Source organism: Halomonas sp. (assembly GCF_033549285.1).
Lineage (GTDB): Bacteria > Pseudomonadota > Gammaproteobacteria > Pseudomonadales > Halomonadaceae > Halomonas.
This window is the reverse complement of the sequence record NZ_JAWSUJ010000034.1, coordinates 1-13,321: the sequence shown is the minus strand read 5'-3', so window position 1 is coordinate 13,321 and position 13,321 is coordinate 1. Positions and strand designations below refer to the sequence as shown.

At 65.4% G+C, this 13,321-nt stretch carries 9 protein-coding genes and 4 tRNA genes; all 13 read right to left on the bottom strand.

Features of this window, described 5'->3' with window-relative positions:
• Window positions 1-106: 106 nt before the first annotated feature.
• Window positions 107-4,324, bottom strand: coding sequence for a DNA-directed RNA polymerase subunit beta' (gene rpoC / locus SCI24_RS09560; protein WP_318725170.1), 4,218 nt, complete (start codon window positions 4,322-4,324; stop codon window positions 107-109).
• Between the two features lie 87 nt (window positions 4,325-4,411).
• The gene (gene rpoB, locus SCI24_RS09555; RefSeq protein WP_318725169.1) at window positions 4,412-8,491 is read right to left on the bottom strand and encodes a DNA-directed RNA polymerase subunit beta; all 4,080 of its coding nucleotides are present in this window, start codon (window positions 8,489-8,491) and stop codon (window positions 4,412-4,414) included.
• A gap of 231 nt (window positions 8,492-8,722) precedes the next feature.
• Window positions 8,723-9,094: a 50S ribosomal protein L7/L12 gene (rplL, locus tag SCI24_RS09550; protein WP_089714430.1), complete on the bottom strand. Its 372-nt coding sequence runs from the start codon at window positions 9,092-9,094 to the stop codon at window positions 8,723-8,725.
• A 90-nt stretch (window positions 9,095-9,184) separates the two neighbouring features.
• Window positions 9,185-9,688 (bottom strand): 50S ribosomal protein L10, encoded by a 504-nt coding sequence (gene rplJ / locus SCI24_RS09545; RefSeq protein WP_318725168.1) that lies wholly within the window; start codon window positions 9,686-9,688, stop codon window positions 9,185-9,187.
• Window positions 9,689-9,947: 259 nt separating this feature from the next.
• Window positions 9,948-10,640, bottom strand: coding sequence for a 50S ribosomal protein L1 (rplA, locus tag SCI24_RS09540; protein ID WP_133636918.1), 693 nt, complete (start codon window positions 10,638-10,640; stop codon window positions 9,948-9,950).
• 2 nt (window positions 10,641-10,642) lie between these two features.
• Complete coding sequence (gene rplK / locus SCI24_RS09535; protein WP_133484167.1) at window positions 10,643-11,074, bottom strand: 50S ribosomal protein L11; 432 nt, start codon at window positions 11,072-11,074, stop codon at window positions 10,643-10,645.
• A gap of 92 nt (window positions 11,075-11,166) precedes the next feature.
• Window positions 11,167-11,700, bottom strand: coding sequence for a transcription termination/antitermination protein NusG (nusG, locus tag SCI24_RS09530; RefSeq protein WP_040183153.1), 534 nt, complete (start codon window positions 11,698-11,700; stop codon window positions 11,167-11,169).
• 8 nt (window positions 11,701-11,708) lie between these two features.
• A complete protein-coding gene (gene secE / locus SCI24_RS09525; RefSeq protein ID WP_133636922.1) occupies window positions 11,709-12,077 on the bottom strand; it encodes a preprotein translocase subunit SecE in 369 nt (122 codons plus the stop codon).
• Window positions 12,078-12,149: 72 nt separating this feature from the next.
• Window positions 12,150-12,225, bottom strand: a tRNA-Trp gene (locus tag SCI24_RS09520).
• A 151-nt stretch (window positions 12,226-12,376) separates the two neighbouring features.
• A tRNA-Thr gene (locus SCI24_RS09515) sits at window positions 12,377-12,451 on the bottom strand.
• Window positions 12,452-12,480: 29 nt separating this feature from the next.
• Window positions 12,481-12,554 (bottom strand) — tRNA-Gly (locus tag SCI24_RS09510).
• Between the two features lie 49 nt (window positions 12,555-12,603).
• Window positions 12,604-12,687: transfer RNA gene (locus tag SCI24_RS09505), tRNA-Tyr, on the bottom strand.
• A 116-nt stretch (window positions 12,688-12,803) separates the two neighbouring features.
• Window positions 12,804-13,321: type III pantothenate kinase (locus SCI24_RS09500; RefSeq protein WP_318725167.1), on the bottom strand; the 518-nt coding region annotated here is incomplete at its 5' end.

Below are 13,321 nucleotides of genomic sequence, written 5' to 3'. Positions count from 1 at the left end.
TGCGGGCGCACCCACCCCACTGTTAAAGGCTGCGCATTCTAATGGCTGACGCGGCGCGTCGTCAAGCACCGCGCCTCCGGGGAGGCGCGGTGCCGCAACGCGGGCGTCAGATCTCGTCGTCGTCCGAGTCCAGCGCGGTGAGCTGGGCGCCCAGCTCCTGCTCGACGTCGTAGGCCGACGGGTGGAGCAGCCGCTCGGCGTCTTCACGCTTGCGGCGACGCTCCGCGTGATGGGTCAGGCCGGTACCGGCCGGGATCAGACGTCCCACCACCACGTTCTCCTTCAGGCCACGCAGGTAGTCGCGCTTGCCGGTCACCGCCGCCTCGGTCAGCACCCGCGTGGTCTCCTGGAAGGAGGCCGCGGAGATGAACGACTCGGTGGCCAGGCTGGCCTTGGTGATCCCCAGCAGCAGTCGCTGGTACTTGGCCGGGAACTTCTCTTCCTTCTCCAGGCGCGCGTTCTGCTCGAGCACGCGGACCAGCTCGGCCTGGTCGCCGGGGATGAAGTCGCTGTCGCCGGCATCGGTGATCTCCACCTTGCGCAGCATCTGACGCACGATCACCTCGATGTGCTTGTCGTTGATGCCCACGCCCTGCAGGCGATAGACGTCCTGCACCTCGGTGGTGATGTACTTGGCCAGCTCGGCGATGCCCAGCAGACGCAGGATGTCGTGCGGGTTGCTCGGGCCGTCCGAGATCACCTCGCCCTTCTCGACCGACTCCCCCTCGAAGACCGCGATCTGGCGCCACTTCGGGATCAGCATCTCGAAGGGGTCGCCGTCTTCCGGGGTGATGGTCAGGCGCCGCTTGCCCTTGGTCTCCTTGCCGAAGCTGATCACGCCGCTGATCTCGGCCAGTATCGCCGGTTCCTTCGGCTTGCGCGCCTCGAACAGGTCGGCGACGCGCGGCAGACCCCCAGTGATGTCCTTGTTGCCGGTGGCTTCCACGGGGATACGGGCCACCACCTCGCCGACGCCGATCGTCGAGCCGTTGTCGACGGTGATGATCGCCTTGCCGGGCAGCGGGTACTGCACCGGGGTGTCGGAGCCGGAGACGGTGACCGGCTTGCCGGCGGCGTCGGTCAGCATGATCATCGGGCGCTTGTCGCGGCCGGCCATGGGCCGCGCCGCCGACTCGATCACCTCGATGGAGGAGAGGCCGGTCATCTCGTCCACGCTGCGGTGCATGGTGACGCCCTCGTCGAGGTCGGCGTACTGCACGGTACCCTCGGCCTCGGCGATGATCGGGTGGGTGTGCGGGTCCCACTTGGCCACGGCCTGGCCGGCCTCGACGCTGTCGCCGTCGCGCACGTCCAGCTCGGCCCCGTAGGGCAGCTTGTAGTACTCGCGCTCGCGGCCATGATCGTCGGCCACGGCCAGGGCGCTGGAGCGGGACACCACCACCAGCTTGCCGTCGGCGCGCTCGACGTGCTTGATGTTGTGCAGGCGCACCTTGCCGCCGTGCTTGACCTGGACGCTGTCCACCGCGGAGGCCCGAGAGGCCGCGCCGCCGATGTGGAAGGTCCGCATGGTCAGCTGGGTGCCCGGCTCGCCGATGGACTGGGCGGCGATGACGCCCACGGACTCGCCGATGTTCACCTGGTGGCCACGCGCCAGGTCACGGCCGTAACAGGCCGAGCAGACGCCGTGTGGGGTCTCGCAGGTGATGGTCGAGCGCACCACGATCTCGTCGACGCCCATGGTGTCGAGCTCGGCGCACCACTTCTCGTCGAGCAGGGTGCCGCGCGGGATCAGCACCTCGTCGCTGGCGGGGTCGATGACGTCCTGGGCGACCACGCGCCCCAGCACGCGCTGGGCCAGGGAGACGATGATGTCGCCGCCCTCGATGACCGGGTGCAGCGTCAGGCCGCGCTCGGTGCCGCAGTCGGGCTCGGTGATCACCATGTCCTGGGCCACGTCGACCAGGCGGCGGGTCAGGTAACCGGAGTTGGCGGTCTTGAGGGCGGTGTCCGCCAGGCCCTTCCGCGCACCGTGGGTCGAGATGAAGTACTGGAGGACGTTGAGGCCCTCGCGGAAGTTGGCGACGATCGGGGTCTCGATGATCGAGCCGTCCGGCTTGGCCATCAGGCCGCGCATGCCCGCCAGCTGGCGGATCTGGGCGGCGCTACCCCGGGCACCCGAGTCGGCCATGATGAAGACGCTGTTGAAGGAGTCCTGCTCGACCTCCTTGCCGTCGCGATCCACCACGGTCTCCTTGGAGATCCCGGCCATCATCGCCTTGGCGACCTGGTCGTTGGCCCGGGCCCAGATGTCGATGACCTTGTTGTACTTCTCGCCGGCGGTGACGAGACCAGAGGAGAACTGGTCCTCGATCTCCTTCACCTCGTCCTCGGCGGCCTCGACGATCTCGGCCTTGGCGTCCGGGATGACGAAGTCGTTGACGCCGATGGAGGCGCCGGACCAGGTGGCCAGGCGGAAGCCGGTGTACATCAGCTGGTCGGCGAAGATCACCGTCGGCTTGAGGCCGGCGCGGCGATAGACCTCGTTGATCAGCTTCGAGATCGCCTTCTTCTTCATCGGCTGGTCGACCAGCTCGAAGGGCACGCCCTCGGGCAGGATGCGGAACAGCAGCGCCCGGCCCACGGTGGTGTCGTAAATGCGCCGATGGTGGGTCTTCTCGCCGCTCTCCTCGTCGATGTCCACCTCGTCGAGGCGCACCTTGACGCGGGCATGCATCGACACGCTCTGGGTGCCGAAGGCGCGCTCCACCTCGTCGAGGCCGGAGAACACCATGCCCTCGCCCTTGTCGTTGATGCGCTCGCGGGTCATGTAGTACAGCCCCAGCACCACGTCCTGGGAGGGCACGATGATCGGCTCGCCGTTGGCGGGTGACAGCACGTTGTTGGTGGCCATCATCAGCGCGCGGGCCTCGAGCTGGGCTTCCAGGGTCAGCGGCACGTGCACCGCCATCTGGTCACCGTCGAAGTCGGCGTTGTAGGCGGCACACACCAGCGGGTGCAGCTGGATCGCCTTGCCCTCGATCAGCAGCGGCTCGAAGGCCTGGATGCCGAGGCGGTGCAGGGTCGGAGCGCGGTTGAGCAGCACGGGATGCTCGCGGATGACGTCCGCGAGGATGTCCCATACCTCGGGCAGCTCGCGCTCGACCATCTTCTTGGCCGCCTTGATGGTGGAGGCGTAGCCCAGCGACTGCAGCTTGGAGTAGATGAACGGCTTGAACAGCTCCAGCGCCATCTTCTTCGGCAGGCCGCACTGGTGCAGGCGCAGGGTCGGGCCCACGGTGATCACCGAGCGGCCGGAGTAGTCGACGCGCTTGCCCAGCAGGTTCTGGCGGAAGCGGCCCTGCTTGCCCTTGATCATGTCGGCCAGGGACTTCAGCGGTCGCTTGTTGGAGCCGGTGATGGCCCGGCCGCGGCGGCCGTTGTCCAGCAGCGCGTCCACCGACTCCTGCAGCATGCGCTTCTCGTTGCGCACGATGATATCGGGCGCATTGAGGTCGAGCAGCCGCTTCAAGCGGTTGTTGCGGTTGATGACGCGACGGTAGAGGTCGTTGAGGTCCGAGGTCGCGAAGCGGCCACCGTCCAGCGGCACCAGCGGGCGCAGGTCTGGCGGCAGCACCGGCAGCACCTCCATGACCATCCACGCCGGGTCGTTGCCCGAGCCCTGGAAGGCCTCCAGCAGCTTGAGGCGCTTGGAGAGCTTCTTGATCTTGGTTTCGGAGTTGGTCTGCGGGATCTCCTCGCGCAGGCGGTCGATCTCCTCGCCCAGATCGATGTCCTTGAGCAGCGCCTGGACGGCCTCGGCCCCCATGCGGGCATCGAAGTCGTCACCGAACTCCTCGAGGGCCTCGAAGTACTGCTCGTCATTGAGCAGCTGGCCGCGCTCGAGGGTGGTCATGCCCGGATCGATGACCATGAAGCTCTCGAAGTAGAGCACGCGCTCGATGTCGCGCAGGGTCATGTCCAGGAACATGCCGATGCGCGACGGCAGCGACTTGAGGAACCAGATGTGGGCGACGGGGCTTGCCAGCTCGATGTGGCCCATGCGCTCGCGGCGCACCGCCGCCTTGGTGACCTCGACGCCGCACTTCTCGCAGATGATGCCGCGGTGCTTCATGCGCTTGTACTTGCCGCACAGGCACTCGTAGTCCTTCACCGGGCCGAAGATCTTGGCACAGAACAGGCCGTCGCGCTCCGGCTTGAAGGTGCGGTAGTTGATGGTCTCCGGCTTCTTGACCTCGCCGTAGGACCAGGAGCGAATCATGTCCGGCGACGCCAGCGTGATCTTGATCGCGTCGAACTCGTCGGACTGAGACTGCGATTTGAGGACTTTCACCAAATCTTTCATGGGGTCGGCTCCGTTGCGGAGTTGTCATGGGCGGGGGCGTTGCCACCCCCGCGGACCGTCATTCTGTGAAGCGCAGGCGGTGCAGCCTCAGCTTTCCAGCTCGATATCGATGCCCAGCGAGCGGATTTCCTTCACCAGCACGTTGAAGGATTCCGGCATGCCCGCCTGCATGGTGTGGTCGCCGTCCACGATGCTCTTGTACATCTTGGTGCGACCCTCCACGTCGTCGGACTTGACGGTGAGCATCTCCTGGAGCGTGTAGGCCGCGCCGTAGGCCTCCAGGGCCCAGACCTCCATCTCGCCGAAGCGCTGGCCACCGAACTGCGCCTTGCCACCCAACGGCTGCTGGGTGACCAGGGAGTAGGAGCCGGTGGAGCGCGCATGCATCTTGTCATCCACCAGGTGGTTGAGCTTGAGCATGTACATGTAGCCCACGGTCACCGGGCGGTCGAAGGCATCGCCGGTACGGCCGTCGTAGAGCGTCATCTGACCCGAGTCCGGCAGGTCGGCGAGGCGCAGCAGGTGCTTGATCTCGTGCTCCTGGGCACCGTCGAACACCGGCGTGGACATCGGCACGCCGCCCTTGAGGTTCTTCGCCAGGGCGATCACCTCCTCGTCGGAGAGCGAGTCGAGGTCCTCGACACGGGTCCCCTGGGTGGTGTTGTAGACCTGCCCCAGGAAGTCGCGGATCTCGGCCACCTGCTGCTCGCGGGCGTCGCGCAGCATCCCCTCGATCTTGACCCCGAGGCCGCGGGCCGCCATGCCCAGGTGGGTCTCGAGGATCTGCCCCACGTTCATCCGCGAGGGCACGCCCAGCGGGTTGAGCACCACGTCGATGGGCTCGCCCTGGTCGTCGAAGGGCATGTCCTCGATGGGCATGATCGCCGAGATGACACCCTTGTTGCCGTGACGGCCGGCCATCTTGTCGCCCGGCTGCAGGCGGCGCTTGATTGCCAGGTAGACCTTGACGATCTTCAGCACGCCCGGCGCCAGGTCGTCACCCTGGGTGAGCTTGCGCTTCTTGTCCTCGAAGCGCTCGTCCATCTCCTTGCGACGGTTCTCCAGCTGCTCGTCGGCCTGGGCGAGCAGCTCGTTGAAGGTCTCGTCCTGCAGGCGCAGCTTGAACCACTGCTGGCGAGGCAGCTCCTCGAGGTAGCTGTCGGAGAGCACGTCGCCCTTCTTCAGCTTGGGACCACCGTTGACGACCTGGCCGGAGAGGGTGCGCTTGAGGCGCTCGAAGGTGGCATCCTCGGCGATGCGGTAGGTCTCCTGGAGGTCCTTGCGCACCTCGTCGAGCTGCATCTGCTCGATGGAGAGCGCCCGGGAATCCTTCTCCACGCCATCGCGGGTGAACACCTGGACGTCGATGACGGTCCCGGTGATGCCGGTGGGGGCGCGCAGCGAGGTGTCCTTCACGTCGGACGCCTTCTCGCCGAAGATCGCCCGCAGCAGCTTCTCTTCCGGGGTCAGCTGGGTCTCGCCCTTGGGCGTCACCTTGCCCACCAGGATGTCGCCCGCGCTGACCTCGGCGCCGATATAGACCACCCCGGCCTCGTCCAGCTTGCCCAGCGCCGACTCGCCGACGTTGGGGATGTCGGAGGTGATCTCCTCCGGCCCCAGCTTGGTGTCACGGGAGACGCAGGTCAGCTCCTGGATGTGGATGGTGGTGAAGCGATCTTCCTGGACCGTCCGCTCGGAGAGCAGGATGGAGTCCTCGAAGTTGTAGCCGTTCCACGGCATGAAGGCGATGCGCATGTTCTGGCCCAGGGCCAGGTCGCCCATGTCCACGGAGGGACCGTCGGCCAGGATGTCACCGCGGCTCACCTGGTCACCGGGGCGCACGATGGGGCACTGGTTCATGCAGGTGTTCTGGTTGGAGCGCAGGTACTTGGTCAGGTTGTAGATATCGACGCCGGCCTCGCCGCCGATGATCTCGTCCTCGCTGACCCGCACCACGATGCGCTTGGCGTCGACCGAGTCGATTACCCCGCCGCGACGGGCCACCTCGCAGACGCCGGAGTCGCGCGCCACGAAGCGCTCCATGCCGGTGCCCACCAGCGGCTTGTCGGCACGCAGGGTCGGCACGGCCTGGCGCTGCATGTTCGCCCCCATCAGGGCGCGGTTGGCATCGTCGTGCTCGAGGAAGGGGATCAGCGCCGCGGCCACGGAGACCACCTGGCGTGGCGACACATCCATCAGCGTGACCTGCTCGGGACGCATGAAGGTAGTCTCGCCACGGTGGCGGACCTGCACCAGGTCGTCGACCAGCTTGCCGGACTCGTCCACGGTGGCGGAGGCCTGGGCGATGACGAAGTCACCCTCCTCGATGGCCGAGAGGTGCACCACGTCGTCGGTCACCTGGGCATCCACGACCTTGCGGTACGGCGTCTCGAGGAAGCCGTAGCTGTTGGTGTGGCTGTAGGTGGCCAGGGAGTTGATCAGGCCGATGTTCGGGCCTTCCGGGGTCTCGATCGGACACAGGCGGCCGTAGTGGGTGGCGTGGACGTCACGCACCTCGAAGCCGGCCCGCTCGCGGGTCAGGCCGCCCGGGCCGAGCGCGGAGACGCGGCGCTTGTGGGTGACCTCGGAGAGCGGGTTGTTCTGGTCCATGAACTGCGAGAGCTGGCTGGAACCGAAGAACTCCTTGACCGCCGCCGCCACCGGCTTGGCATTGATCAGGTCCTGGGGCATCAGGCCTTCGCTCTCGGCCATGGAGAGGCGCTCCTTGACCGCACGCTCGACGCGCACCAGGCCCACACGGAACTGGTTCTCGGCCATCTCGCCGACGCAGCGGATGCGACGGTTGCCCAGGTGGTCGATGTCGTCGACGTCACCGAAGCCGTTGCGGATCGCGATCATCTCGCGCAGCACGTCGAGGATGTCCTGCTGGTCGAGGACACCGGAGCCGGTGTCGCTGTCGCGACGCAGGCGGCGGTTGAACTTCATGCGACCCACGCCCGACAGGTCGTAGCGGTCCTCGCTGAAGAACAGGTTGTTGAACAGCGTCTCGGCGGCCTCCTTGGTGGGGGGCTCGCCGGGGCGCATCATGCGGTAGATCTCGACCAGCGCCTCGAGGCGGGACCCGGTGGTGTCCAGCTTGAGGGTGTCGGAGATGAAGGGGCCACAGTCGAGGTCGTTGGTATAGAGCGTCTCGAGGGTGGTGATGCCCGCCTGGCCGATCTTCTCCAGCAGCTCGGGCGTGATCTCGGTATTGCAGGGGCAGATCAGCTCGCCGGTGTTGGGATCGACCTGATCCTTGGCCAGGGTCTTGCCGAACAGGTAGTCCATCGGCACGTCGAGGCGCTCGAGACCAGCCTTTTCCAGCTGGCGGATGTGCTTCTGGGTGATCCGGCGACCTTCCTCGACGATGACGTTGCCGTCGCCATCCTTGATGTCGAAGGTGGCGGTCTCGCCGCGCAGGCGCGACGGCACCAGCTCCACGGAGAAGCCGGACTTCTCGATATGGAAGGTGCTGAGCTCGAAGAAGTTATCGAGGATCTCCTCGGCGCTCATGCCCAGGGCGCGCAGCAGCACCGTGGCCGGCAGCTTGCGGCGACGGTCGATGCGCACGAAGACACTGTCCTTGGGATCGAACTCGAAGTCGAGCCAGGAGCCGCGGTAGGGGATCACCCGGGCAGAATAGAGCAGCTTGCCGGAGGAGTGGCTCTTGCCCTTGTCGTGGTCGAAGAACACGCCGGGCGAGCGGTGCAGCTGGGAGACGATGACGCGCTCGGTACCATTGATGACGAAGGTACCGTTCTCGGTCATCAGGGGGATCTCCCCCATGTAGACTTCCTGCTCCTTGATGTCCTTGATCGCCTTGTTGGACGAATCCTTGTCGTAGATGATCAGGCGGACCTTGACGCGCAGGGGGGCCGAATAGGTGACGCCACGCAGTTGGCACTCCTTGACGTCGAAGGCCGGAGTGCCGAAACGGTAGCTGACATACTCCAGGGCAGCGTTGCCGGAGAAGCTCGCGATCGGGAAGACCGACTTGAAGGCGGCGTGCAGGCCGATTTCCAGGCGTTCTTCGGGTGAGCGATCCTGCTGGAGAAACTCGTAGTAGGAATCAAGCTGGATGGCCAGCAGGTAGGGCACATCCATCACTTGGGGCAGTTTGCCGAAATCCTTGCGGATGCGTTTTTTCTCAGTGTATGAGTAAGCCATCTGTATTCCCCAGCTTGTTCACCATGGGTGACCGATGCGTGTCGGCGTCACCCGACGGGTACGGCTCCGTCAGGCGCTGACGGCAAGCCTCCACCAGGAGGCTCGCCGTCGGAATTCGGCTAGCGGTGGCCCGAAGGCGACCGGCTAGTGACAACAGAAAAAGGCCGGCAGCGGGTGTCCCGCCACCAGCCGTGGAAGCTTACGCAGCGCGTGAAGCCATGGGCACAAGGGTTACTTGAGCTCCACGCTCGCGCCGGCGTCTTCCAGCTTCTTCTTTGCCTCTTCGGCGTCGTCCTTGGACAGGCCTTCCTTGATGGTCGCCGGCGCGCCGTCGACGGCACCCTTGGCTTCCTTGAGGCCCAGGCCGGTGATCTCGCGGACCGCCTTGATCACGTTGACCTTCTTGTCGCCGGCAGAGGTCAGCACGACGTCGAACTCGGTCTGCTCTTCCTCGGCAGCGGCTTCACCGCCACCCGGGCCGGCCACGACGGCAGCGGCAGCAGAGACACCGAACTTCTCTTCCATGGCCTCGATCAGCTCGGCCACTTCCATGACGGACATGTCTGCGACGGCGTTGATGATGTCTTCTTTGGTCAGTGCCATTGTCTAGATTCCTAACTTTGCGGGAGCCTCGGCATCGCGATGGCTCGGGGATTCAATGTTCGATTCGGGCTGAGCGCGAGAGTTCGCCGTTCAGGCGGCCTCTCCCTGCTTCTGGTCGCGCAGTGCCGCGAGGGTACGGACCAGCTTGCCGGCAGAAGCTTCCTTCATGACGGACATCAGCTTGGCGATCGCCTCATCGTAGGTCGGCAGGGTTGCCAGACGGTCGATGTCGCTTGCCGGGATCAGCTCACCTTCGTAGGCCAGCGCCTTGACCTCGAACTCCTTCTGACCCTTGGCGAACTCCTTGAACAGACGGGCGGCGGCGCCCGGGTGCTCGTAGGAGAAGGCCAGCATGGTCGGACCGGAGAAGGTCTCGTCCAGAATCTCCCAGGGAGTTCCGGACAGGGCGCGGCGTGCCAGGGTGTTGCGGACAACACGGATCTGCACGCCATTCTCGCGGGCCTGCTTGCGCAGGTCGGTCATCGCGCTGACCGCGACGCCACGAGAGTCGGCAACTACGACGGAGAGCGCATCCTTGGCCGCTTCACTGACCTCGGCAACGATTGCCTTCTTGCCTTCGAGTGCTAGTGGCACAGTGATCACTCCTTCGTGCCGGAACCTCGCGAGAGGATTCCGGTGGTTACCATCTCTCCCGACCGGAGGTCGGGAGTCCTGGGTGATGGTGCTCACCAGAGATCTGGCGGCCACACCATCTGCGCAGGCCTTCCCGGGGGAAGATTAAGCCGCGCTCGCTGGAAGCGCGGCACCTGCGGTCTTTGACGATGCCCCGCCGGCGAGGATAGCCCGGCACGGGGACCGCAAAGTTCCTGCAATCGTCTCGATCGCCGCCCGATCAGGCCAGGGCGGAATGATCGATGGTCAGCCCCGGGCCCATGGTGGTAGACAGGGTGACCTTCTTGAGATAGATGCCCTTGGAGGTGCTCGGCTTGAGCTTCTTCAGGTCGGCGACCAGCGCCTCCAGGTTGCCCTGGATGGCGGACGCATCGAAGTCGACCTTGCCAAGGGTGGTATGGATGATGCCGTTCTTGTCGGTCCGGAAGCGCACCTGGCCGGCCTTGGCGTTCTTGACGGCGGTGGCGACGTCCGGGGTGACGGTACCGACCTTGGGGTTCGGCATCAGGCCGCGCGGACCGAGGATCTGGCCCAGCTGGCCGACGACGCGCATGGCGTCCGGCGAGGCAATGACCACGTCGAAGTCCAGCTGGCCCTTCTTGACCTGCTCGGCCAGGTCGTCCATGCCGACGATGTCGGCACCGGCTTCCTTGGCGGCATCGACGTTGGCACCCTGGGTAAAGACCGCGACACGCACGTCCTTGCCCGTACCGTTGGGCATGACGGTGGCGCCACGCACGACCTGGTCGGACTTGCGCGGGTCGACGCCCAGGTTGATGGCGACGTCCAGGGATTCCTTGAACTTGACGGTGGACAGCTCGGAGAGCAGGGCCACGGCCTCGTCGAGGGAGTAGGTCCGGTTGGCGTCGACCTTCTCGCGAATCTGCTGTGCACGCTTGGTAAGCTTGGCCATGATCAGAGACCCTCCACGTTCAGGCCCATGCTGCGGGCACTACCGGCAATGGTACGCACCGCGGCGTCGAGATCGGCAGCCGTCAGGTCGGGCTCCTTGGTCTTGGCGATCTCCTCGAGCTGCTCGCGGGTCACGGTGCCGACCTTGGTCTTGTTCGGCTCGCCGGAGCCGGACTTGATGCCGGCCGCCTTCTTCAGCAGGACCGCGGCGGGCGGGGTCTTGGTGATGAAGGTGAAGCTGCGGTCGGAGTAGACGGTGATGACCACGGGGGTCGGCAGGCCCGGCTCGATGTCCTGGGTCGCGGCGTTGAACGCCTTGCAGAACTCCATGATGTTGACGCCGTGCTGGCCCAGCGCAGGGCCCACGGGGGGACTCGGGTTGGCCTTGCCAGCTGCGACCTGCAGCTTGATGTAAGCCTGTACTTTCTTGGCCATGATGGACTCCAGTTGGGTAGTAGCGCCTTGCGGCTCCCCGGGTTACGCAGCCACCCGCAGGTGGCCGCCTCGAAACAGGCAGGCCTGGAAGGCTATTCCTTCTCGACCTGGGCAAACTCCAGCTCGACGGGCGTGGAGCGGCCGAAGATCAGCACGCTGACCTGCACTCGGCTCTTGTCGTAGTTGACCTCCTCGACGACCCCGTTGAAGTCGGCGAAGGGTCCGTCGATGACGCGCACCGACTGGCCCGGCTCGAAGAGCGTCTTGGGCTTCGGCTTGTCGGTGCCGTCCTTGACCCGACTGAGGATGGCATCGGCCTCCTTGCGGGTGATCGGGGCCGGCTTCTCCTTGGTGCCGCCGATGAACCCCATGACGCGCGGGGTCTCGTTGACCAGGTGCCAGGTCTCGTCATCCATCTCCATCTCGACCAGCACATAGCCGGGATAGAACTTGCGCTCGCTCTTGCGACGCTTGCCGTCGCGCACCTCGACGACCTCTTCGGTCGGCACCAGGATCTCGCCGAAGCGATCCTCCATCCCGTGCATCTTCACGCGCTCGATGAGCGAGCGCATGACATGCTTCTCGAAGCCGGAGTAGGCGTGGACGACATACCAACGCTTGGACATGAAAACTCCTAACCGATGACGCCGGACATCGCCCAGCCAAGAAGGGTGTCGATCAGCCAGAGCATCAGTCCGACCACCAGCACGGCCACCAGCACGATGGCGGTGGTCTGAACGGTCTCGGGCCGGGTCGGCCAGACGACACGCTGGATCTCCTTCTTCGCACTCCTGGCGAGCTCGACCAGATCACGACCCTTGGTCGTGGTCAGCGCCACCAGTGCCGCTGCCACGCTGAGCACGACGACACCGAGCACACGATAGAGAAGCGCCTGGTCGGCGAAATAGGTATTGCCGACCACGGCAAGGACCAGCAGAGTGACGACAACCGCCCACTTGAGCCCGTCGTGGCGCGACTCCTGCACCTCGGCGTTATGCTTCATGAAAACGAGACTCCTCAGGGTGCGGCAATCGAAACATGAAAGTATATGAGATCTCGCCAGCCTGGGGAAGACTGGCAGGCCAGGAGGGAATCGAACCCCCAACCTGCGGTTTTGGAGACCGCTGCTCTGCCAATTGAGCTACTGGCCTGTATCTGCTTCCGCGACCACCCTTTGCAGGCGGCCTGTACGACAGCGGGCGCCATGATAGCGAAAGCCGCTTCTCCTGGCAACCCCTTCCCTGCGCGAGACCCGCACCGGGAAGAAAAAGAAAAGGCGAGCCGAGGCTCGCCTTCTCGATATGGAGCTCATGGACGGATTTGAACCGTCGACCTCACCCTTACCAAGGGTGTGCTCTACCCCTGAGCTACATGAGCGCAACCTTGTGGTACCACAACTCGATACCTGGAGCGGGCAGCGGGGATCGAACCCGCATCATCAGCTTGGAAGGCTGAGGTTCTACCATTGAACTATGCCCGCCGACCCACTCTTGCTTGCCATCACTCGACGCATCGGGTGTGGCTGATCCTGGTGGAGGGGGAAGGATTCGAACCTTCGAAGCTTTCGCGGCAGATTTACAGTCTGCTCCCTTTGGCCACTCGGGAACCCCTCCAGCTGGCGATGCATTCTACCGCCTCTGCTTCCGGTGTCAAGTGCCTGTTTTCTCTGCCTCTTGACCAGCCGCGCCGAGCCCGTCGGCCGCATCTCTCCGGAACGCGGCGTATTGTGTCAAAGCAGCATGGAGAATGCAAGCGCGGCGCGTATCTTTTCCAGTGCCACCGGCGAGGGCACGCGGGGCGCCCCGGACATGCGTCCCGCCCGCTCGGCCGCGGTCAGCGGGAAGCAGGCCTCCAGCCCCCCGTAGACCATGTCCGGCCACACCGCATGGGGCACCTGGATGCCCCGCGACACCACCCGGGCGTCACCGCCGGTCAGCATCATCGGCAACGCCACGCCCTGCTGGTCACACACCTCGCTGTAGATGCGATTGACCGCGCTCACCGCCGCCATGTAGATGCCGTGGTTGACCGCCTCGACGGTGCGCCTGCCGGGCTCCAGCAGTTCCTCGGCCTCGCTGTCCGGGTCGATGGCCACGTTGCGGGTGCCGAGCTTGAGGCTCTCCTTCATCAGCCGCAGCCCGGGCAGGATGTAGCCGCCCAGGTGGCGCCCGCCGGGCAGCACGAAGTCGACGGTGATGGCACTGCCGCAGTCCACGGCACAGCAGCCGCCGGCCAGCTGGTAGCCCG

What these genes read in the sequence shown, in the direction of transcription:
- rpoC (WP_318725170.1), bottom strand. Translation starts at nt 4,324, where the DNA reads ATGAAAGATTTGGTGAAAGTCCTCAAATCGCAGTCTCAGTCCGACGAG.
- rpoB (WP_318725169.1), bottom strand. Translation starts at nt 8,491, where the DNA reads ATGGCTTACTCATACACTGAGAAAAAACGCATCCGCAAGGATTTCGGC.
- rplL (WP_089714430.1), bottom strand. Translation starts at nt 9,094, where the DNA reads ATGGCACTGACCAAAGAAGACATCATCAACGCCGTCGCAGACATGTCC.
- rplA (WP_133636918.1), bottom strand. Translation starts at nt 10,640, where the DNA reads ATGGCCAAGCTTACCAAGCGTGCACAGCAGATTCGCGAGAAGGTCGAC.
- rplK (WP_133484167.1), bottom strand. Translation starts at nt 11,074, where the DNA reads ATGGCCAAGAAAGTACAGGCTTACATCAAGCTGCAGGTCGCAGCTGGC.
- nusG (WP_040183153.1), bottom strand. Translation starts at nt 11,700, where the DNA reads ATGTCCAAGCGTTGGTATGTCGTCCACGCCTACTCCGGCTTCGAGAAG.
- secE (WP_133636922.1), bottom strand. Translation starts at nt 12,077, where the DNA reads ATGAAGCATAACGCCGAGGTGCAGGAGTCGCGCCACGACGGGCTCAAG.